Annotated in this window: 19 protein-coding genes; 5 read left to right on the forward strand and 14 right to left on the reverse strand. The window is 55.7% G+C overall.

Going from position 1 to position 19,880, the window contains the following annotated elements:
• Positions 1-207: 207 nt before the first annotated feature.
• Entirely contained in the window at positions 208-1,317 is a 1,110-nt protein-coding gene (gene asd / locus AABB92_RS17815; protein ID WP_031375630.1) for an aspartate-semialdehyde dehydrogenase, read from the reverse strand.
• Positions 1,318-1,352: 35 nt separating this feature from the next.
• Positions 1,353-1,688 (reverse strand): hypothetical protein, encoded by a 336-nt coding sequence (locus tag AABB92_RS17820; RefSeq protein WP_238585855.1) that lies wholly within the window; start codon positions 1,686-1,688, stop codon positions 1,353-1,355.
• Between AABB92_RS17820 and AABB92_RS17825 the strand changes: the two genes are divergently transcribed.
• On the forward strand, positions 1,579-2,130 hold the full coding sequence (locus AABB92_RS17825; protein WP_236566404.1) for a YhgN family NAAT transporter: 552 nt from the start codon (positions 1,579-1,581) through the stop codon (positions 2,128-2,130). The two genes, AABB92_RS17820 and AABB92_RS17825, sit on opposite strands and share 110 nt — an antisense overlap.
• Positions 2,131-2,187: 57 nt before the next feature.
• Here the strand turns inward: AABB92_RS17825 and gntU are convergent, their stop codons facing one another.
• The 4 genes from gntU to AABB92_RS17845 all read right to left on the reverse strand — a co-directional run bounded on the left by gntU (position 2,188) and on the right by AABB92_RS17845 (position 6,001).
• Positions 2,188-3,528 carry a gluconate transporter gene (gene gntU / locus AABB92_RS17830; RefSeq protein WP_031375628.1) on the reverse strand — a complete coding sequence of 447 codons (1,341 nt, stop codon included), beginning with the start codon at positions 3,526-3,528 and terminating at the stop codon, positions 2,188-2,190.
• Positions 3,529-3,530: 2 nt separating this feature from the next.
• Positions 3,531-4,067, reverse strand: coding sequence for a gluconokinase (gene gntK, locus AABB92_RS17835; RefSeq protein ID WP_031375627.1), 537 nt, complete (start codon positions 4,065-4,067; stop codon positions 3,531-3,533).
• Between the two features lie 140 nt (positions 4,068-4,207).
• Complete coding sequence (gene gntR, locus AABB92_RS17840) at positions 4,208-5,203, reverse strand: gluconate operon transcriptional repressor GntR (protein WP_031375626.1); 996 nt, start codon at positions 5,201-5,203, stop codon at positions 4,208-4,210.
• A 102-nt stretch (positions 5,204-5,305) separates the two neighbouring features.
• Entirely contained in the window at positions 5,306-6,001 is a 696-nt protein-coding gene (locus tag AABB92_RS17845) for a pirin family protein (protein WP_031375625.1), read from the reverse strand.
• A 514-nt stretch (positions 6,002-6,515) separates the two neighbouring features.
• Here AABB92_RS17845 and AABB92_RS17850 point away from each other — a divergent pair.
• A complete protein-coding gene (locus tag AABB92_RS17850) occupies positions 6,516-7,799 on the forward strand; it encodes an HAAAP family serine/threonine permease (protein WP_031375624.1) in 1,284 nt (427 codons plus the stop codon).
• A 60-nt stretch (positions 7,800-7,859) separates the two neighbouring features.
• Positions 7,860-9,227: an L-serine ammonia-lyase gene (locus tag AABB92_RS17855; RefSeq protein ID WP_031375623.1), complete on the forward strand. Its 1,368-nt coding sequence runs from the start codon at positions 7,860-7,862 to the stop codon at positions 9,225-9,227.
• An 80-nt stretch (positions 9,228-9,307) separates the two neighbouring features.
• Here the strand turns inward: AABB92_RS17855 and AABB92_RS17860 are convergent, their stop codons facing one another.
• Entirely contained in the window at positions 9,308-9,751 is a 444-nt protein-coding gene (locus AABB92_RS17860; RefSeq protein WP_031375622.1) for a helix-turn-helix domain-containing protein, read from the reverse strand.
• Positions 9,752-10,424: 673 nt separating this feature from the next.
• Between AABB92_RS17860 and AABB92_RS17865 the strand changes: the two genes are divergently transcribed.
• Positions 10,425-10,919, forward strand: a complete 495-nt coding sequence (locus tag AABB92_RS17865; RefSeq protein ID WP_031375621.1) for a GNAT family N-acetyltransferase — start codon at positions 10,425-10,427, stop codon at positions 10,917-10,919.
• Positions 10,920-11,331: 412 nt separating this feature from the next.
• On the opposite strand, the gene ggt is transcribed toward AABB92_RS17865, so the two are convergent.
• Entirely contained in the window at positions 11,332-13,083 is a 1,752-nt protein-coding gene (gene ggt, locus AABB92_RS17870) for a gamma-glutamyltransferase (protein WP_031375620.1), read from the reverse strand.
• 206 nt (positions 13,084-13,289) lie between these two features.
• Between ggt and AABB92_RS17875 the strand changes: the two genes are divergently transcribed.
• Entirely contained in the window at positions 13,290-13,571 is a 282-nt protein-coding gene (locus tag AABB92_RS17875; protein WP_031375619.1) for a DUF2756 domain-containing protein, read from the forward strand.
• Here the strand turns inward: AABB92_RS17875 and ugpQ are convergent.
• From ugpQ to livF, 6 genes are all read right to left on the reverse strand, one after another.
• On the reverse strand, positions 13,568-14,311 hold the full coding sequence (gene ugpQ / locus AABB92_RS17880; protein ID WP_031375618.1) for a glycerophosphodiester phosphodiesterase: 744 nt from the start codon (positions 14,309-14,311) through the stop codon (positions 13,568-13,570). The two genes, AABB92_RS17875 and ugpQ, sit on opposite strands and share 4 nt — an antisense overlap.
• A complete protein-coding gene (locus AABB92_RS17885) occupies positions 14,308-15,381 on the reverse strand; it encodes a sn-glycerol-3-phosphate import ATP-binding protein UgpC (protein WP_031375617.1) in 1,074 nt (357 codons plus the stop codon). Before AABB92_RS17885 ends, ugpQ begins: the two co-directional genes overlap by 4 nt.
• A gap of 1 nt (position 15,382) precedes the next feature.
• Entirely contained in the window at positions 15,383-16,228 is an 846-nt protein-coding gene (gene ugpE, locus AABB92_RS17890; RefSeq protein ID WP_031375616.1) for a sn-glycerol-3-phosphate ABC transporter permease UgpE, read from the reverse strand.
• Positions 16,225-17,112 carry a sn-glycerol-3-phosphate ABC transporter permease UgpA gene (ugpA, locus tag AABB92_RS17895; RefSeq protein ID WP_046289367.1) on the reverse strand — a complete coding sequence of 296 codons (888 nt, stop codon included), beginning with the start codon at positions 17,110-17,112 and terminating at the stop codon, positions 16,225-16,227. Before ugpA ends, ugpE begins: the two co-directional genes overlap by 4 nt.
• 57 nt (positions 17,113-17,169) lie before the next feature.
• Positions 17,170-18,486, reverse strand: a complete 1,317-nt coding sequence (gene ugpB, locus AABB92_RS17900; protein ID WP_031375615.1) for a sn-glycerol-3-phosphate ABC transporter substrate-binding protein UgpB — start codon at positions 18,484-18,486, stop codon at positions 17,170-17,172.
• Positions 18,487-19,165: 679 nt separating this feature from the next.
• Entirely contained in the window at positions 19,166-19,879 is a 714-nt protein-coding gene (livF, locus tag AABB92_RS17905; protein ID WP_031376713.1) for a high-affinity branched-chain amino acid ABC transporter ATP-binding protein LivF, read from the reverse strand.
• Between the last annotated feature and the right edge of the window lies 1 nt (position 19,880).

A 19,880-nucleotide genomic window follows, 5' to 3' on the forward strand; every position in this document is an offset into this window, starting at 1 on the left:
GTCCGGAAAGCAAAACAGTCAACTTGCGGCACATCATGGTTAAATCATAGCTTGGTAGCGGCAGTTGCCATGGCTGAAAACAAAAAATTATTCACCGAGCGGTAAAAAAGGGAAGCTGATCACTTAGTAAGCGAAACGGCAGCGCAAAGATGCCGCAACAAAAACAAAAAAGGCCGGATAAATCCGGCCCTTGGCGAGTCTCATCGATTAGTTGGTTAACAACCGCAGCATACGGCGTAGCGGTTCAGCCGCACCCCATAATAACTGGTCACCGACGGTAAAGGCGGAGAGGTACTCCGGCCCCATATTCAGTTTACGCAGACGGCCAACCGGCGTGGTCAGCGTGCCGGTCACCGCCGCTGGCGTCAGTTCACGCATTGTCCGTTCGCGATCGTTCGGCACCACTTTGACCCACTCATTATGCGCAGCCAGCAGCTGCTCGATTTCGGCCAGCGGCAGGTCGCGTTTCAGCTTCAGGGTAAACGCCTGGCTGTGACAGCGCAGCGCACCGACGCGTACACACAGTCCATCAACCGGAATCACATTACGGGTGGCGAGAATCTTGTTGGTTTCCGCCTGCCCTTTCCACTCTTCACGGCTCTGACCGTTATCCAGCTGCTTGTCGATCCACGGGATCAGGCTGCCAGCCAGCGGCACGCCGAAGTTATCGGTCGGCAGGGTACCGGAGCGGGTGAAGTCGGTGACGCTACGCTCGATGTCGAGAATGGCTGACGCCGGATTCTGCAGCGCAGGTGCCACGTGATCGTGCAGCATGCCCATCTGGGTCAGCAGCTCACGCATATGGCGCGCACCGCCGCCTGAAGCCGCCTGATAGGTCGCCACCGAGGCCCATTCCACCAGATCCTGCGCAAACAGCCCGCCGAGTGACATCAGCATCAGGCTGACGGTGCAGTTTCCGCCGACAAACGTCTTGATGCCACGATCGATACCTTCACGGATCACCTGATGGTTAACCGGATCGAGGATGATGATCGCATCGTCTTTCATCCGCAGCGTAGAGGCGGCATCGATCCAGTAACCCTGCCAGCCACTCTCGCGCAGCTTCGGATAGACCTCGCTGGTGTAATCGCCGCCCTGGCAGGTGATGATGATATCCAGCGCACGCAGCGCCTCGATATCAAATGCATCCTGCAGTACGCCCTGCTGCTTACCGCCAAAGGCGGGTGCGGCCTGGCCGTGCTGCGACGTCGAGAAGAAGACCGGATTGATGAGATCAAAATCACGCTCTTCGCTCATGCGGGACATCAGCACTGAGCCGACCATACCGCGCCAACCAACAAAACCTACATTCTTCATGTCGTGTCCGTCTCAGGCGGTTTCACACCTGCTTTTCATTTCAGAGGAGAGAACGACGTGTTAATTTCACGTCGCTCTGCGTAATAATAAGATTTACCTGTGACTACCAACTCTACAAAATGCAGGCTTTCTGGCAAGTGAATTAATGCGATTACGCTAACTTTTTCAGCAGCGTAACTAATAACAGCCATTTTTAGATCACGAGACGGCGCAAAACGAATGACTGAAATGATTTCAGCAACCATATTATTGTTGTTAATTATGGACCCACTGGGCAATTTGCCCATTTTTATGTCGGTTTTAAAGCATCTGGAACCGAAACGGCGGCGAGTGGTACTGATACGTGAAATGCTGATCGCGTTAATCATCATGCTGCTGTTTTTGTTTACCGGTGAGCGCATTCTGGCTTTTCTGAATCTGCGTACCGAGACGGTGTCGATTTCCGGTGGGGTAATCCTGTTCTTAATCGCCATCAAGATGATTTTCCCGTCGGCGGAGAGCAGCAGTACTGGCTTATCGGCAGGCGAAGAGCCATTCCTGGTGCCGCTGGCGATCCCGCTGGTCGCCGGACCGTCGCTGCTGGCGACCCTGATGCTGTTGTCACATCAGTACCCACAACAGATGACGCATCTGGTGGGCGCACTGTTGATTGCCTGGGGCGTAACGGTCGGTATTTTGCTGCTGTCGGGCCTGTTCCTCCGCCTGCTGGGCGACAAAGGGGTGAATGCGCTGGAGCGGCTGATGGGATTGATTCTGATTATGCTGGCGACCCAGATGTTCCTCGATGGGATTCGGGCCTACCTGAAGCTGTAGTCAGTTCCGTTCTTCCCGGTCACAGCAGGGAAGAACGGAACCAGAGTGGCCACGCCGTTACGATAACAACGTAAAGGCGATCATCCCCACCACCGCGCCAACGGTGCCGAGAATGGTTTCCATCAGAGTCCAGGTTTTCAGGGTCTCTGCTTCGCTGGCCCCGGTGAAGCGACCAAACAGCCAGAAACCGGCATCATTGACGTGACTGATGATAATCGACCCGCCGCCGATACAAATCGACAGTGCCGCCAGCTGAGCGCCGCTGTAGTGCAGCGGTTCAATCACCGGCATAATCAAGCCGACCGTGGTCAGACAGGCGACCGTCGCCGATCCCTGAATCACCCGCACTGCGCCCGACAGGATAAAGCAGGCCAGTGCAATCGGCAGTCCCGCACCGGTCAGCGCATTACCCAGCACCGGGCCGACGCCGGAATCTACCAGCACCTGCTTAAACACCCCGCCCGCACCGATCACCAGCAGAATAATACCCGCCGGTTGCAGCGCACTGCCGCACACCTGCATCACCCGCTCTTTGTCCATGCCCTGACGGTAGGCCAGACCATAAATCGCCACCAGCAACGCCAGCAGAATGGCGGTAAACGGGTGACCGATGAACTCCAGCCACTCATATAAAGGGGTGCCTTCGGTGGTGAAGCGCGCGCCGATAGTTTTCAGGCCGACCAGCACCAGCGGGAACAGAATCAATGACAGGCTGAAGCCAAACGACGGCAGCTTACTCTCATCGACATCCGGCTGATGATTTTCCGGCGGTGCGCTGAAGGAGACATGATTCCCGATGAAATTGCCGAACAGCGGACCGGCAATCAGCATGCCGGGGATCGCCGCGCACAGGCCAAGCAGGATCATCCAGCCAAAGTCAGCGTGCATCTGCGAGGCCAGCAGCATCGGCGCCGGGCCAGGCAACAGGAAGGCGGCAGCGGCGGCGACCCCGGCAAACAGCGGGATGACCAGCTTGACCAGATTGCCACCGGTACGCCGCGCCACGGCAAAAGCGATACTGATTAGCAGCACCACCGCCACTTCAAAAAACAGCGGCAGCGCGCAGATCAGGCCGGCAATGCCCATCGCATAGTGGGCACGACTCTGACCAAAGGTTTTCAGCATCCGGATAGCGATCTGATCGACGGCACCGGTTTCGTGCAGGATTTTGCCGAACATCGCGCCCAGCGCCACCACAATGGCGAGGAAGCCGAGCGTACCGCCCATCCCCTTCTGCATGGTTTCGGCGATCTGATTCAGCGGCATGCCGGAGAACAAACCGGCACCAATCGACACTAACATCAGGGCGACAAAGGCGTGCATGCGCGCTTTCATCACCAGAAAAAGCAGCAGCAGGACAGAGCCTGCTGCGGTCAAAACAAGTGTTGCGGTATTCATCTCTAACCCTGGCTGATTGCGTCCCTGATAGTCGCAACCGTAGCCGCCACAACCTCGTCGAGTGAATGATCGATATCCACCACCAGTACATCTGACTCATCGCTGCCGGGCTCTTCCAGCGTCGCAAACTGAGTGACCAGCATTTGCGGCTTGAAGAAGTGACCTTTACGCGCTTTGAGACGGGCTTCGATGGTGTCGAAGTCGCCTTTCAGATAGACGAAACGCAGGTTGTCATTACCCTGACGCAGAATATCGCGATAACTTTTTTTCAGCGCCGAGCAGACAATCACTGAAATCGCCTGGGTACGTTGCATCGCAAAAGCGGCATCGTTCAGCGCCTGTAACCATGGCTGACGATCGTTATCATCCAGCGGATGACCGTCGGCCATTTTCAGGATGTTGGCACGCGGGTGGAGAAAATCACCGTCGAGAAAGGCGGTATTCAGTTGATGCGAAACCTGGTTGGCGACGGCAGACTTACCGCTGCCTGAAACGCCCATCAGGATAAAAACGTGATGCGACGGGGATTGCGTTGTCATTTTTCTGCTCCGGCAGGGATGAATTTGCCAATGTTACCGATAACAATGTCGTTTCTCATTGTCTTGACCGCTTAACAGCCTGGCAACCTTTTTACCGGGAAAAGCACGAAAGTGTGAGCTGACTCATAAAATCGCCAGAATCAGATGCTGCCACCTTCACTGATTTCAAAACCGACATCGAGCGGTTGATTCACGCTGCTGTCACCGGCGATACGCGCCAGCAGCAGCGCCGCCGCTTCACGTCCCATCCGGTCGCGCGGCGTCAGTACCGTTGCCAGTTGCGGCGTCACCACCTGACTGATGTCGTGACCGTGAAAACCAGCAATCGCCATCTGGCTCGGCACCTGCAACCCTTGCCGCTGGCATTCAAACATCGCGCCGACCGCCAGGTCATCGTTGGTACAGAACAGACTGTCGGTTTCAGGATAGAGTCGTTGCGCTTCTCGCAGCAGATCACAACCGGCGCTGAACGACGAGGCATCTTCCATCATCACGCTGCGCGGCGTCAGCCCCGCTTCGCGCATCGCCGCTTCATAACCGCGCTGCTTTTGCAGCGTACGTTCATCAAGCCGCGCACCAAGGTAAACCGTATAACGATGGCCTTTACGCAGAATAGCCTGGGTCATCTGACGTGCCGCTTCCACATTGTCGAAGCCTACCGCCATATCCAGGCAGGGCGTCACGCTGTCCATCACCTCAATCACCGGAATGCCGGCCACTTCCAGCATCCGCAGCGTGCCGGGAGTGTGAGTGCGTTCGGTCAGGATCACCCCATCAATGTTCCAGCCGAGCAGCGAGCGCAGCTGTAACTCTTCTTTTTGGGGGTTATAGCCGAAGTGAGCCACCAGCGTCTGGTAGCCCGCCTCATCGGTGACGGCTTCGATGCCGCGCAGAACGTCGGCGAAAACCTGGTTGGTGAGCGACGGCAGCAGCACGCCAATGGCGCGGCTGGTCGCATTAGAAAGCATGTCGGGCGCGCGATTAGGGATATAACCCAGCTCATCCAGCGCCACGGCAATCTTATCGCGCAGGGCAATGGAGACCTGCTCAGGATTGCGCAGGTAACGGCTGACGGTCATTTTAGTAATGCCGATGCGATCGGCAACGTCCTGTAATACCGGTCTTTTCTTCTTCATCGTAGCGCCTGGGATCGCCCTCATAGCTTAAGTACGATGAGTCTATCACTTTTCTGTCACCAAATTGCCAACCGGGCGCGACGTTGCGCGCCCGTACCCGAATCAGACCGGTGGCAGATCAAACAGCAGTACTTCGGCGGCGCTGCTGGCCTCAATGGTCAGTGCGCTTTCATCCCAGATCGCCAGCGCATCGCTGGTGGTGACCGCCTGACCGTTGACGGTGACATCACCTTTAACCACCTGAATCCAGATGCGACGACCGGCATCAATTGCGACGTTGTCCTGCTCACCCGCCGCCAGCACCCAGCGCGATAAGGTCATATCCTGATAAACCTTCAGCGAGCCATCACGCGCGTCCGGACTCAGCACCAGCTGACGTCCCTGCACATCCGGGAAGCGACGCTGATCGTAGCGTGGCTCAATGCCGGTACGCTCAGGAATGATCCAGATCTGGTAAAGATGCAGCGGCTCGCTGGCACTGGCGTTGTACTCCGAGTGACGCACACCGGTGCCGGCGCTCATGATCTGGAATTCTCCGGCCGGGATCTGCTCTTTGTTGCCCATGCTGTCCTGATGCTCAACTGTTCCGGAGAGCACGTAGGTCAGAATTTCCATATCTTTATGCGGATGGGTACCAAAACCCTGGCCGCCTTCCACCACATCTTCATTGATCACCCGCAGCGCGGAGTAACCCATAAAGTTAGCGTCGTGATAGCTGGCGAAGGAAAAGGTGTGCCAGCTATCGAGCCAGCCGTGGTTAGCGTGACCGCGTTCTTCAGCTTTACGTACATAAATCATGTTCAAATCTCCTCAATGTTTTTTATAGTCTCTCCCTGAGGCGCTTTGATTGATAGCTGAAAAACTTCACGCCTCTGTTCAAAATCATTGAACAAAAGCGGGCTTATCACTGAAACAGATCGAACGAACCGGATGTGATGAAGGGATGAAGGGATGAAGGGATGAAGGGATGAAGGGACACCTGACATACAGGTTAATCGGATAAATCTGCCGGATAATAGCCGCGGGATAGTCAGCAGTTAATTTATTTTGCCGCGTCACCGGCTCAGGCATATTTATGCTCAGGTGAAAGCACGCACAACCTTATTAAGGCATTAAAAATGATACCTTAAAAATAACGCTAAATAAGGGATGATTTTTGATACCTTAAAAGTTTATTTATAAAATGAATAATGTGATCGCCGTAAATAACCTGTCCTCATAAACCCTACTAAAATAGTCAGCAAATAAAAAGCCTGTTGCTTTAAATACCCTCCGATTCATTTTATTTCTGATTATTATTAGGAACCCAATTATGGATGCCGTTCAAAATACGCTGATATCAGATGAAACTCCACGCTGGAGAAAAAGCGATACCGTCTGGATGCTGGGACTGTATGGCACTGCAATTGGTGCTGGCGTTTTGTTTTTGCCGATCAATGCCGGTACCGGTGGTTTACTGCCGTTAATCATTATGGCACTGCTGGCTTTCCCGATGACGTTCTTTGCCCATCGTGGGCTCACCCGTTTTGTTCTTTCCGGCAAGAATCCGGGAGAAGACATTACTGAAGTGGTGGAGGAACATTTTGGTATCGGCGCGGGAAAACTCATCACCCTGCTCTACTTTTTTGCTATTTACCCTATTCTACTGGTGTATAGCGTCGCAATTACCAACACCGTCGACAGCTTTCTCACCCACCAGCTTCACCTGATATCGCCGCCGCGTGCGGTACTGGCTTTCATTCTGATTGTCGGCATGATGGCCATCGTGCGCTTCGGCGAAAAGGCTATCGTGAAGGCGATGAGTATTCTGGTGTTCCCGTTCGTGGCCGCACTGATGCTGCTCGCGCTGTATCTGATCCCGCAATGGAACGGAGCCATTCTGAATACGCTCTCGATGAGTGGTTCTGAAACCACCGGCGGCGGATTATGGCTCACGCTGTGGCTGGCCATTCCCGTGATGGTGTTCTCCTTCAATCACTCCCCGATTATTTCATCGTTTGCGGTAGCCAAGCGTCAGGAGTACGGCGATCAGGCGGCATCAAAATGTTCACGCATTTTGGCCTGTGCCCATATCATGATGGTCCTCACCGTAATGTTCTTCGTCTTCAGCTGCGTTCTGAGTCTCTCCCCGGAAAACCTGGCAGAGGCGAAGGCGCAGAATATTTCCATCCTTTCCTACCTTGCTAACCATTTTAACGCCCCGTTAATTGCCTGGATGGCCCCGATTATCGCCATTATCGCCATCACCAAATCTTTTCTCGGCCACTATCTGGGCGCGCGTGAAGGTTTCAACGGCATGGTGATTAAATCGCTTCGCAGCAAAGGCAAGTCGATAGAAATTAATAAACTGAACCGGATCACCGCCTTCTTTATGCTGGCTACCACCTGGATTGTTGCCACCCTCAACCCCAGCATTCTTGGCATGATTGAAACCCTGGGCGGACCGGTTATCGCCATGATCCTGTTCCTGATGCCGATGTACGCCATTAATAAAGTGCCGGCTATGCGCAAATATAGCGGTCATCTGAGTAATCTCTTTGTCGTCATCATTGGCCTGATTGCTATCTCCGCCATCGCTTTCTCTTTAGTTAGCTAATGCCGTCGCTTGCCGTACCGGTCAGCGCCTCTTTCATATTGCAATCCGCATGGGTGAATCATGATTAGCGTTTTCGATATTTTTAAAATCAGCATCGGGCCATCCAGTTCGCATACGGTCGGACCGATGAAAGCGGGTAAACATTTCGTTGATACGCTAAAAGAAAAGGGCCTGCTGGATCGCGTGAGCCGGCTGGTGGTGGATATTTATGGCTCTCTTTCCCTGACGGGAAAAGGTCATCATACCGATATTGCGATTATTCTCGGCCTGAGTGGCTATCTGCCTGACACCGTGGATATCGATCAGATCCCAGCGATCATTCGCGACGTGAATACGCTGCAACAGTTGCGTATCGAAGAAGGGCGGCGGGAGATTGCCTTCCCGGTGGCAGAGTGCATGCGCTTTCACAGCGAGTTCCTGCCGTTACATGAAAACGGCATGAGCATAACCGCCTTTTGTGACGGAAAAATCGTTCACGCCCAGACCTATTATTCTGTCGGAGGCGGCTTTATTGTCACCGAAGACGATTTTGGTAAAAACCTGGATAGCGAAGTCGATATTCCCTTCCCCTTCTACTCCGCCCGTAACCTGCTGGCGCATTGCCATAATAACAACCTGTCGGTTTCGGCCGTCATGATGAAGAACGAGATAGCACGCTATGGCCGCCGTGAAGTCGAAGACAACATGGCACAACTGTGGCAAACCATGCGTAATGCGATTACCCGTGGCATCAGTACTGAAGGCGTATTACCCGGTCCGCTGAAGGTGCCGCGTCGGGCCTCTTCTCTGCATCGCATTCTGGCACCACAGAGCCAGTCTATTAATCCCCTGAGTGCCATGGACTGGGTGAATATGTTCGCTATGGCGGTGAGTGAAGAAAATGCCGCCGGAGGACGGGTGGTCACCGCCCCCACCAATGGCGCATGCGGCATTATCCCGGCGGTACTGGCTTATTATGATCGATTCATCAAGCCGGTAACGCCTGAACTCTATATGCGTTATTTCCTGACGGCAGGCGCAATTGGCATTCTTTATAAGATGAATGCGTCAATTTCCGGCGCTGAAGTCGGCTGTCAGGGAGAAGTCGGCGTGGCCTGTTCGATGGCGGCGGCGGGTCTGGCCGAACTGCTGGGGGCCGATGCGGAGAAAGTCTGCATCGCGGCTGAAATTGGCATGGAGCATAATCTTGGTCTGACCTGCGATCCCGTTGCGGGACAGGTGCAGGTGCCCTGTATAGAGCGGAATGCGATTGCTGCCGTCAAAGCCATTAACTCAACCAGTATGGCGATGTACCGCACCAGCGATCCCAAAGTGTCGCTGGATAAGATCATTGAAACCATGTTTGAAACCGGCAAAGACATGAATGCCAAATACCGTGAAACAGCCCGCGGCGGTCTGGCGATCAAAGTTGCGATATGTGAATCGTAACGGCCTGAAAACCGCTGGCGGCGAGGCTGGCGGTTTTTTTAATTAACCCGGACCTGACAGAGGTTATGCTTTGAGTCGGGTTATTTTGATTCGCTTTCCGTGGCCAGATCGGACCAGACCATGCTGCGCACTTCAGAAGAGGTGTACCACTCATTTATGGTTGCGCTGGCAGGACGCTCAGCAACAGCTTCAGTGGTATCCGCCGCCGGTAACTGGCTGCTCTGTTTTTTCCGGATACGAATACGGGCAGGTGGCGCAGCGGTAAACTGCGCGTTAAAGGTTCGCATGTGTGAATCGGACAAAATTGACTCCAGCTGATGCAATCGTCCAAGACCACGCAATATTCCAATTAAGGTGCTCAGGGTGACTGATTCACCCAACTCTGCCCGTTTAATGGTGGCCGTGCCGACGCGTGCGCGTTCAGCAAGCTCAATCTGCGAGAGCCCAAGCTGCATACGGGTTTCTTTAATTCTGCAGCACAATTCAGAAATAATGGCGCCATCGGACAGCGTATTAAAACGCATATCAATACCTCATTACTGGATATACAGAATAAATTATTGAGTAAACCAGCTGCTAAATAAAGCAGATAATTTTGAAATAACAGCATTAGCATCAAGGTAAGTTATTTATTAACCAGCCGACGGCAACGGGTAGGGAGAAAGTGTGATGTTAACCGCTATACATAAACCCATCGCACGGGCTTTATTTTCCCGCGTCATCAATACCGTTTCGTCTCGGTATTTCAGGACGCAGTAAAAAACCGCCACACAGGTTTTTTATTAACAACTGACACCACCCAATATAACCTTCTGGCTTTATTTTTGATTGAATGATGGCTGTAGCTGAAGAGGTGGCGAAGAGGAAGGCGGTTACGCTGGCGGCCAGACAGCATATTAACCGCAGGGTCATCCTGCTGGATACGATGATCAGAGTGCCTGCTGCTTATCCCTGCCGATCGGTGAGTGTCAGTCAAAAAAAAAGCCAGCACCCGGGCTGGCTAAAGTAATACTGGAAGCAATGTGAGCAATGTCGTGCTTTCTCAGGCTGTCGGGCGACTGCCCGAGAACGCATCGCAATAATAATCATTATCATTCGCGTCTGTAAAGCGATTTTGCCGATTTTTTTGTTGATTATTGGAGTGAATCCCTTGATGTTAAAAGGGATTTATCCATTTAATTCGCAGGGGGAGGCACCATGAATGAGATAACCATTCGCCACGTTATGCCGGAAGATGCGGCTGCACTGCACAGGATTTATAGTCAGCCCGATACCCAGGCGAATACGCTACATCTGCCCCACTCGTCGTTACAGATGTGGCAAACCCGGCTCAGCACTCCCCAGCCAGGCGTACGTCTGTTGGTCGCCTGTATGGATGACGAGGTGGTCGGGCAATGCGCCCTGGAAGTGCCCGAGCGCGCCCGACGGCGTTACTCCGCCACGCTGGGCATGGGGGTCGACGAACGTTACCGCCAGCGCGGTGTGGGCCGTGCCCTGATGCAGGAGATGGTCAGCTTGTGCGACAACTGGCTGCAGGTCTCGCGGATGGAACTGACGGTGTTTGTTGATAATGCGCCGGCCATCGCCCTTTATCGTCGTTTCGGTTTTGAGATCGAGGGAACGGCTAAGGGCTTCGCAATGCGGCACGGTGAACTGATCGACGCGTATTATATGGCGCGGCTGAAATCCTGACGCCTCAGAATAAAAAAGGGCACCCTGAGGTATAATGCTCGTCAGTTAAGGTTAAATTTGTAAAGGCTGTCACGGTCAAACGTGGCAGCTTTTTTTACTGGGCGAGCGTGCCGGAATGCGGGCCTGAGCACCACTCTCATGCCCTTTCAACAGCACACACTGAAGCTTCAGAGCAGGCGGGTGCCGATCAGGGGCAGGCAATCCGCAGCGCTGAACAGAATGAGTCTGCCAGGAGAGCCCGCAGGACGCGGGCGAAAGGCGGGGCAGCACAGGATGAGCCATCTCCGGCGGTCCGTCAGGCAGACGAATGAAGTGAAGGAACCGCACAGCGGCGCGAGGACCGCCAGCCCCTGAGCGGCGCCAGACTGCGTTATCACCTGCTGCTTAACTGACGAGCATTACACCTTGCGCCTTAATAACCGGCACTGAGATCGTCAATGCTGCGCGGATCGGACGCGCCATACAACATCCCATCCGGCCCGATCATAATGCTCTGCGTACTGCCCATCGCTGGCAGCACTTTCACATGCTGACCTTTGGTTTCCAGCAGACGCAGGGTATCGGGGCTGAAGCCTTTCTCAACGCGCAGCTGATCGGGCAGCCACTGATGGTGGAAACGCGGTGCATTGGTGGCTTCGGCGACATTCATCCCGAAATCGATGCTGTTCACCACCATCTGCAAGACCGTGGTGATAATACGGCTGCCGCCCGGACTGCCGGTGACCAGCCAGGTTTTGCCGCCTTTCGCCACAATGGTCGGTGACATGGAAGAGAGCGGACGTTTCGCCGGCTGCACCGCATTGGCCTCACCGCCGACCAGCCCATAGACGTTTGGCGTTCCCGGTTTGGCTGAGAAATCGTCCATCTCGTTATTCATCAGAATGCCGCTGTTGCCCGCCACAATACCGCTGCCGAAATAAGTATTCAGCGTGTAAGTGACCGCCACCGCATTGCCCTGTTTATCCACCACCGAGAAATGGGTGGTCTGGTTACTTTCGTAGGGTTCGAGCTTGCCGGGTTTGATCTCGCTGGAAGGACGCGCTTTGGCGACATCAATCTGCTGCGCCAGGGTTCTGGCATAGGCTTTGCTGGTTAACGCCTGCCACGGCACCTTAACGAAATCGGGATCGCCAAGGTATTCAGAGCGGTCCGCATAGGCATATTTCTCCGCTTCGGCCATTACCTGCATCGCGTCAGCACTGCCAAAGCCCATCTTCGCCAGATCGAAGTTTTCGAGGATATTGAGGATCTGCACGATGTGGATGCCACCGGACGACGGCGGTGGCATTGAGAAGACCTCATAACCACGGTAGGTGCCGCTGATCGGCTTACGTTCAACCGCGCGGTAGGCCGCCAGATCGGCTTTATTGATCAGGCCGCCGTGCTGCGCCATCTCGCCCGCAATCTCATCGGCGATAGCGCCTTTATAAAAGGCATCCGGTCCCTGACGGGCAATTAATTGCAGGCTGTGGGCGAGGTTTTTCTGCACCAGCCGGTCGCCCTTCTGCCACGGCGTGCCGTCCGCTTTGTAGAAGATCGCTTTGCTGTTGGGATGGTTAATCAGCACTTCTTTGCCGTAGGTTTTCAGGTCATCCGCCAGCGCATCATTGACCACGATGCCGTCGCGCGCCAGTTTGATCGCCGGAGCCAGCAGCGTACTCAGCGGCAGCGTGCCATATTTATGGGCTGCCAGCGCCAGGCCCGCCACCGTACCGGGTGTGCCGGAGGCCAGATGCGAGGTGAGCGACAGCTTACTGTCGGCATTTCCCTGCTTGTCGAGGAACATGTCACGCGAGGCGTGGCCCGGTGCCATTTCACGGAAATCGATGGCGCTGGTGCGGCCGGACGCCGTGCGCAGCAGCATAAAGCCGCCACCGCCGAGGTTACCGGCCTGTGGATGGGTGACGGCCAGCGCAAAGCCCACCGCCACTGCGGCATCAACGGCGTTGCCGCCCTGACGCAGAATCTCGACTCCGACCTGGGTTGCCATCGCATCGACCGACGCCACCATGCCGTGCTGTGCTTTTACCGGGTGGAAGGTATCGCTGTCGACGCCGTAGGAAACCGGCGGTGCCTGAGTCGGGGCCGCGTTCGCCCCCGCGACCACGGTAAAGCTCATCACCAACGACCAGCCGAGCTGGCGCACTGTTGCCTGCATTTTCATCCCGCCACCATCCTTATTTGTTATTTACATTTTTTTATCATTTCCGCAAGTGGCTACAAATACAGCAAATTAGTCAGGGTTAAGTCAAATCAGGAATACATCTGAAGGTAAGGTCTGTGATATCGCGTAAACTTATGCATGCGACCCTGGACGCCGGACGATGGCGTTCAGCATCCAGCACCTGTCGCTTTAAGGAAGGAGGAATGATGAAGAAGTGGATTATTGCTTTGGCGGCTCTGCTGCCCTTCGCCACGCTGGCGAATACGCTGAACAGTACCAACGATCCTAACCGGCCCGGCTATAACCCGAGCCAGCAACGGATGCAGAGCCAGATGCAGGCGCAACAGCAACAACAGCAGTTGAAGCTGCGTCAGGACCAGCAGCGTCAGACGCAGGATATGCAGCGTAAGATGCAGGAGCAACGCAACAGCGCCCAGCAACGCGTGATCACCACCCAGCCGGGCCAGCAGAACCAGAATCAGAACTAGCTAAAATCGGGGCCGATGATGTCGATGCAGTCAGTACAGATGGCATCAACGCCCCATTTCAGCAGTTCCCGCGCCCGCTCCGGGCTGTTAACGGTATAAGCCAGAATTTTAAGGCCCGCCGCTTTCAGCTCCGCCACCCGCGCTTCGGTCAGCACTTTGTGATTGAGATGGATCGAAACGCAGGCCAGCGCCGAGGTCTTGTCGCGCCACTGGTCATCCCAGCTGTGCGACAGTAAACCGCGCGGCAGTTGCGGTTCAGCCTGCATCGCCGCGTCCAGCGCGACGTACGAGAAGGATGAGAGCAACGGCGGCGTTTGCCCCTGCCACAGGCTGGCTGCTGCCTGCGCCACTGCCCGCCCGGTTTCCGCCTCGCTGCCGGTGGTCGGTTTTATTTCGATATTCGCCATCATCTGATGCTGACGGCAGCGATCGGCGACCTGATCCAGCCGTGCCAGCTTCTCGCCGTTAAACGCTTTGCTGAACCAGCTGCCGGCATCAAGTTGCGACAGTTTCTCCCACGGCAGCTGCCCCGCGACACCCCAGCCATTACTGGTGCGGTCCAGCGTGTCGTCGTGCAGCAGAAAGATCTGCGCGTCGCCCGATAATTTGGCATCAAATTCAATCATCTGATGACCATATTTCGCCCCGACGTCAATTGCCGCCAGGGTGTTTTCCGGTGCCAGTTTGCCGCCGCCGCGATGCGCGACGATGTGCGGATAGGGCCAGTGTTGTGTGCTCATTCCAGACGCTTTCCATGGGTTGAATCGAAGAAGTGTAACGCATCTGCGGGCAGATGCAGCCACAGCGTGCTGCCGGGCTGTGGCCGCTCGCTGTGGGCTAAGCGTACCACCAGCGGCGTATCACCGATGCGGCCATGGGCAAGATTGTCAGCCCCCAGCATTTCCAGCGTATCAACCCGCAGCGGTACCCCACCCTGTTCACGGCTGCTGAGCTGGATATGTTCCGGCCGGATACCCAGCACCACCGGACGGTTGGCCCACTTCGCTTTGCTCTCGCTTAGCGGCAGGGCATGCGACGCGTCCAGATTAAAGCGGCTGCCATCACTGTTGAATGCGCCTTTCAGCAGGTTCATTGCCGGTGCGCCGATAAACGAGGCGACGAACTGACTGGCGGGACGCTCGTAAACCTCAACCGGCGTGCCCAGCTGCTCGACCACGCCTTTGTTCATTACCATTACCCGCTGCGCCAGCGTCATCGCTTCAACCTGATCGTGGGTGACATACAGGCTGGTGGTCTGCAAACGCCGATGCAGCTGTTGCAGCTCCAGACGCATCTGCACCCGCAGGCGCGCATCAAGGTTGGAGAGCGGCTCATCGAACAGAAAGACCGCCGGTTCACGCACAATCGCGCGGCCCATGGCAACGCGCTGACGCTGCCCGCCAGAGAGTTCACGCGGCCGGCGGGTCAGCAGATGATCCAGCTCAAGGCTGCGCGCGGCGTCCAGCACCCGTAGCCGAATCTGCTCTTTGCCCATGCCGCGGATCTTCAGGCCATAGGCCATGTTCTCTTCCACTGACATATGGGGATAGAGCGCATAGTTCTGGAACACCATCGCAATGCCGCGATCTTTTGGCTCTTCCTGCGTGACGCGTTTGTTGTCGATGTAGATGTCGCCGGAGCTGACGCGCTCGAGGCCCGCCACCATCCGCAGCAGCGTCGATTTACCGCAGCCGGAGGGGCCCACCATCACCATAAATTCACCATCATTTACCGTGACGTTCAGCGGCTGAATGATCTGATTTTTACCATCGTAGGACTTGGTCACTGCCTGAAGGGTTACGCCTGCCATCTTATTTCTCACTCTCAACCAGGCCGCGCACAAAGGCACGCTGCATGACTAACACCACCACCACCGGTGGGATCAGGGTTAATAACATCGCCGCCATCACTTCGTTCCACTGGGTCGGTGAACCGCTGGTGGAGATCATGCTTTTAATCCCCGCCACCGCCGTGCCGAGGCTGGCGTCATTGATGATCAGCAGCGGCCAGAGATACTGATTCCAGCCGTAGATAAAGGTGATAACGAACAGCGCCGCCAGATTGGTTTTCGACAGTGGCAGCACGATATCGCGGAAGAAACGCATCGCGCTGGCACCATCAATCCGGGCGGCTTCCACCAGTTCATCCGGCAGTGACATAAAAAACTGGCGGAACAAAAAGGTGGCGGTCGCCGATGCCATCAGCGGCAGGGTCAGGCCGCTATAACTGTCGAGCAGATTCAGATCGGCGATCACCTGCACCGTCGGGAAAATACGCACCTCGACCGGCAGCATCAGGGTGATGAAAATCAGCCAGAAGAACAGCGTCCGCAGCGGAAAGCGGAACCAGACCAGCGCAAATGCCGAGAGCATCGAGACGGTGATTTTGCCGACGGTGATCCCGAGCGCCATGATGGTGCTGTTCAGCAGCATCAGGCCGAATGCCGGGCCGTTACCGTTCACACCGTGGGTCCAGATGCGCGAGACGTTTTCCCACAGGTGAGTGCCGGGTACCAGCGTCATCGGCACCTGATAGACCGCATCGTTATCCAGCGTGGCCGCCACGAAGGCGACGTAGAGCGGGAACAGGATGGTCAGCACGCCCAGTATCAGCACGATGTGGCTGAAGATATCCAGCCCGCGTCGATTCTCAATCATTGGTATTGCACCTTACGTTCAACGAAGCGGAACTGAATCACCGTCAGACCGATCACCAACACCATCAGCACCACCGACTGAGCAGCGGATGAGGAGAGATCCAGGCCGGTGAAGCCTTCGCGATAGATTTTGTAGATCAGCGTGGTGGTGGCCTGCACCGGTCCGCCGCCGGTGGCGGCATCGATCACCGGGAAGGTATCGAAGAAGGCATAAATCAGGTTCACCACCAGCAGGAAGAAGCTGACCGGCGTAATCAGCGGTAATGAGAGATTAAAGAAACGGCGCACCGGTCCGGCACCGTCAATCGCGGCGGCTTCAACCAGCGATTTGGGGATCGACTGCAGCGCGGCGAAGAAAAACAGGAAGTTGTAGCTCATCTGCTGCCAGATCGACGCCAGCACAATCAGGAACATCGCCTGGCCGCTGTTTTGCGCGTAGTTCCAGTTGTAGCCGATGTGGTTCAGCAGGTAGCTGAACAGGCCAAGGCCGGGATTGAACAGAAACATCCACAGCACCGCTGCCACGACCGGCGCGACGGCATACGGCAGCAGCAGTAGCGTCTGGTAAAGCTTGCGCAGCCGCACCACGTAATCCACCAGCGCCGCCAGTAGCAGCGATAACACCATGCCGCACACCGTGACCAGACCGCTGAATTTGATGGTGGTCCAGAATGAATCCAGATAGTAAGGATCGGCAAACAGCCGTTTAAAGTTATCCAGCCCGACGAAGGTGCTGGAGAGACCAAAAGGATCGAGGCTTTGCAGCGAATACCACAAGGCTTCGCCAGCCGGCCAGAGAAAGAAGATGGCGGTGATCACCAGTTGCGGCAGCACCAAAAGATAGGGCAACAGGCTGGTGCGAAATACCGGACGAGATGAGGACATGGCGCACTCTGATTCAGAAAGAGAAAGGGCCGGCCGGTGCTGGCCCGATACAGCGGATTACTTCACCTGCTGCTGGAAACGACGCAGCAGTTCATTGCCGCGTTTCACCGCATTATCCAGTGCGCCCTGCGGCGACTGTTTACCGGTCCAGACGCTTTCCAGCTCTTCATCCACCACGGTACGAATCTGTGGCATGTTGCCGAGACGCATCCCTTTGGTGAACGGTAACGGCGGCTTGTTCAGCATCTGACGGGTCGCGATATCAGCACCCGGATTTTTATCGTAGAAGCCCTGCTGTTTGCTCAGCTCATAGGCAGCCGTGGTGATTGGCAGATAGCCAGTTTTCTGATGCCATTCAGCGGCGATTTCCGGCTGGGCAAGGAACTGCATAAACTCAGCCACGCCTTTGTAGGTAGCCGCGTCTTTGCCCTTCATCACCCACAGGCTGGCCCCGCCGATGATGGCGTTTTGTGGTGCCTCAGGAACCCTGTCGTCATACGGCATCATGCCGACGCCGAAGTTAAATTTGGCGTAATGACGAATATCCGCCAGCGAGCCGGATGAGGCGGTGGTGATACCGCAATCGCCGTTATAGAACTTGGCGGTGGATTCATCTTTGCGGCCAAAGTAGGTGAAGTCGCCCTGTTTATTCATCTCTTCCAGCATCTGGATATGACGAACCTGCACCGGCTTATTGAACTCCAGGACCGCATCGCGTCCGTCAAAACCGTTGTTTTTAGTCGCTACCGGCAGGGCATGCCAGGCACTGAAGTTTTCGATCTGAATCCAGCCCTGCCAGCCGCTGGCGTAACCACAGCTCATGCCCGATTTACGCAGCGCCGCCGCATCTTTCGCCAGTTCCTGCCAGGTTTTGGGGGGCTGGTCCGGGTTAAGACCCGCTTTTTTGAACGCGTCTTTGTTGTAGTAGAGCACCGGCGTCGAGCTGTTGAACGGCTGAGAGATCAGCTGACCGTTGCTGTCGCTGTAGTAGCCCGCCACCGTCGGCACAAACTGTTTTTCATCAAACGGAATACCGGCATCTTTAAACACCTGATGCACCGGCACAATCGCCTGCGACGCCATCATGGTGGCGGTACCGACTTCATACACCTGCAACACGGCGGGTGCTTTGCCGGTGCGCACTGCCGCGATACCTGCCGCCAGGCTCTGCTCGTAGTTACCTTTGTAGGTCGGAACAATTTTGTAATCGGGATGGGCCTGGTTAAAGCGTTGCGCCAGCGAGTCAACTTCTTTGCCTAACTCGCCTTCCATAGAGTGCCAGAACGGGATCTCAGTGGCGGCCAGCGCCTGGCCACTGAGCGTCAGGCCAAGCAGCACGCCGATCAGGCTACGACGATAGGTAACGACGGACATAGAATTTTCCTGTGCAGGTAAATACGCGTGAAATCACGCATTTGTGGTTCGCGAAGTAACATGACACGGGAAAATGACGGATTAATAACGGGCGGATGACAGCCAGATGACAGGCTTAAGCGTGCAAAAGGCGGAGCGGCTACCGGCCGGGCTGAGATTTTTGACAACGTCTGGCCTGGTTGCTGTAAGGCTGAGCCCTGCACAGAGAACACGGTCAGATCGGAAAGACGCTAAAGCCAATCCATGACATGCCCGGCCCGCGCGATTACGCACCCATTTTGATGGCCGTGGGCGGCGCAGCGAGCATTTATATCGAAGGCCGTCGGCGGCGCAGCGGGCATTTATATCGAAGGCCGTCGGCGGCGCAGCGAGCATTTATATCGAAGGACGTCGGCGGCGCAGCGAGCATTTATATCGAAGGCCGTCGGCGGCGCAGCGAACATTTATATCGAAGGCCGTCGGCGGCGCAGCGAGCATTTATATCGAAGGCCGTCGGCGGCGCAGCGAGCATTTATATCGAAGGCCGTCGGCGGCGCAGCGAGCATTTATATCGAAGGCCGTCGGCGGCGCAGGCAGGTTGCGGGCGGACAGCGCGCAGTAACCGGAGCGTACATTCAGTACGTGAGGATTACGAGCACTGCCCAACCACAACCTGACCAGTAAGCCAGGCCTCTGAATATTAAGCTCCCAGGTACGCGCTTCGGACGGCTTCATTGGAAAGCAGCGCAGCCCCGCTATCCTCCAGCACCACATGGCCGTTTTCCAGCACGTAGCCACGATCCGCCAGCTTCAGCGCCTGGTTGGCGTTCTGCTCCACCAGGAAGATGGTCATCCCCTCGCTGCGCAGCTGTTCGATGGTGTCGAAGATCTGCTGAATAATAATCGGTGCCAGACCCAGCGACGGTTCATCCAGCAACAGCAGGCGGGGCTGGCTCATCAGCGCACGGCCAATCGCCAGCATCTGCTGCTCACCACCTGACATGGTGCCGGCACGCTGGATTTTGCGCTCCTCCAGCCGCGGGAACAGTTGATAAACGCGCTTGATCCGCTCCAGATATTGCGGACGGCTGGCAAAAAAGCCGCCCATTGCCAGATTCTCTTCCACCGTCATACGCGAAAACACCCGCCGGCCTTCCGGTACGATGGCGATAGCTTCACGCATGATGCGCGCCGTTTGCCAGTCAGTAATGGTTTTACCGTCAAAGGTGATGGTGCCGTGAGTGGCACGCGGTTCGCCACACAGCGTCCCCAGCAGCGTGGTTTTTCCGGCACCGTTGGCCCCAATCAGCGTGACGATCTCGCCCTGATTGATGTAAAGGCTGACGTTATGCAACGCCTGAATTTTGCCGTAGTGGGCGCTCACGTTCTCAATGGTTAACATCGCATTTGCCATC

It is taken from the genome of Pantoea brenneri, from assembly GCF_038594305.1.
Lineage (GTDB): Bacteria > Pseudomonadota > Gammaproteobacteria > Enterobacterales > Enterobacteriaceae > Pantoea > Pantoea brenneri.

What these genes read in the sequence shown, in the direction of transcription:
- gntK (WP_031375627.1), bottom strand. Translation starts at nt 4,067, where the DNA reads ATGACAACGCAATCCCCGTCGCATCACGTTTTTATCCTGATGGGCGTT.
- ggt (WP_031375620.1), bottom strand. Translation starts at nt 13,083, where the DNA reads ATGAAAATGCAGGCAACAGTGCGCCAGCTCGGCTGGTCGTTGGTGATG.
- gntU (WP_031375628.1), bottom strand. Translation starts at nt 3,528, where the DNA reads ATGAATACCGCAACACTTGTTTTGACCGCAGCAGGCTCTGTCCTGCTG.
- ugpE (WP_031375616.1), bottom strand. Translation starts at nt 16,228, where the DNA reads ATGATTGAGAATCGACGCGGGCTGGATATCTTCAGCCACATCGTGCTG.
- AABB92_RS17825 (WP_236566404.1), top strand. Translation starts at nt 1,579, where the DNA reads ATGGACCCACTGGGCAATTTGCCCATTTTTATGTCGGTTTTAAAGCAT.
- ugpQ (WP_031375618.1), bottom strand. Translation starts at nt 14,311, where the DNA reads ATGAGCACACAACACTGGCCCTATCCGCACATCGTCGCGCATCGCGGC.
- AABB92_RS17845 (WP_031375625.1), bottom strand. Translation starts at nt 6,001, where the DNA reads ATGATTTATGTACGTAAAGCTGAAGAACGCGGTCACGCTAACCACGGC.
- AABB92_RS17885 (WP_031375617.1), bottom strand. Translation starts at nt 15,381, where the DNA reads ATGGCAGGCGTAACCCTTCAGGCAGTGACCAAGTCCTACGATGGTAAA.
- ugpB (WP_031375615.1), bottom strand. Translation starts at nt 18,486, where the DNA reads ATGTCCGTCGTTACCTATCGTCGTAGCCTGATCGGCGTGCTGCTTGGC.
- AABB92_RS17855 (WP_031375623.1), top strand. Translation starts at nt 7,860, where the DNA reads ATGATTAGCGTTTTCGATATTTTTAAAATCAGCATCGGGCCATCCAGT.
- AABB92_RS17865 (WP_031375621.1), top strand. Translation starts at nt 10,425, where the DNA reads ATGAATGAGATAACCATTCGCCACGTTATGCCGGAAGATGCGGCTGCA.
- asd (WP_031375630.1), bottom strand. Translation starts at nt 1,317, where the DNA reads ATGAAGAATGTAGGTTTTGTTGGTTGGCGCGGTATGGTCGGCTCAGTG.
- AABB92_RS17860 (WP_031375622.1), bottom strand. Translation starts at nt 9,751, where the DNA reads ATGCGTTTTAATACGCTGTCCGATGGCGCCATTATTTCTGAATTGTGC.
- AABB92_RS17875 (WP_031375619.1), top strand. Translation starts at nt 13,290, where the DNA reads ATGAAGAAGTGGATTATTGCTTTGGCGGCTCTGCTGCCCTTCGCCACG.
- ugpA (WP_046289367.1), bottom strand. Translation starts at nt 17,112, where the DNA reads ATGTCCTCATCTCGTCCGGTATTTCGCACCAGCCTGTTGCCCTATCTT.
- AABB92_RS17820 (WP_238585855.1), bottom strand. Translation starts at nt 1,688, where the DNA reads ATGATGATTAACGCGATCAGCATTTCACGTATCAGTACCACTCGCCGC.
- gntR (WP_031375626.1), bottom strand. Translation starts at nt 5,203, where the DNA reads ATGAAGAAGAAAAGACCGGTATTACAGGACGTTGCCGATCGCATCGGC.
- AABB92_RS17850 (WP_031375624.1), top strand. Translation starts at nt 6,516, where the DNA reads ATGGATGCCGTTCAAAATACGCTGATATCAGATGAAACTCCACGCTGG.
- livF (WP_031376713.1), bottom strand. Translation starts at nt 19,879, where the DNA reads ATGGCAAATGCGATGTTAACCATTGAGAACGTGAGCGCCCACTACGGC.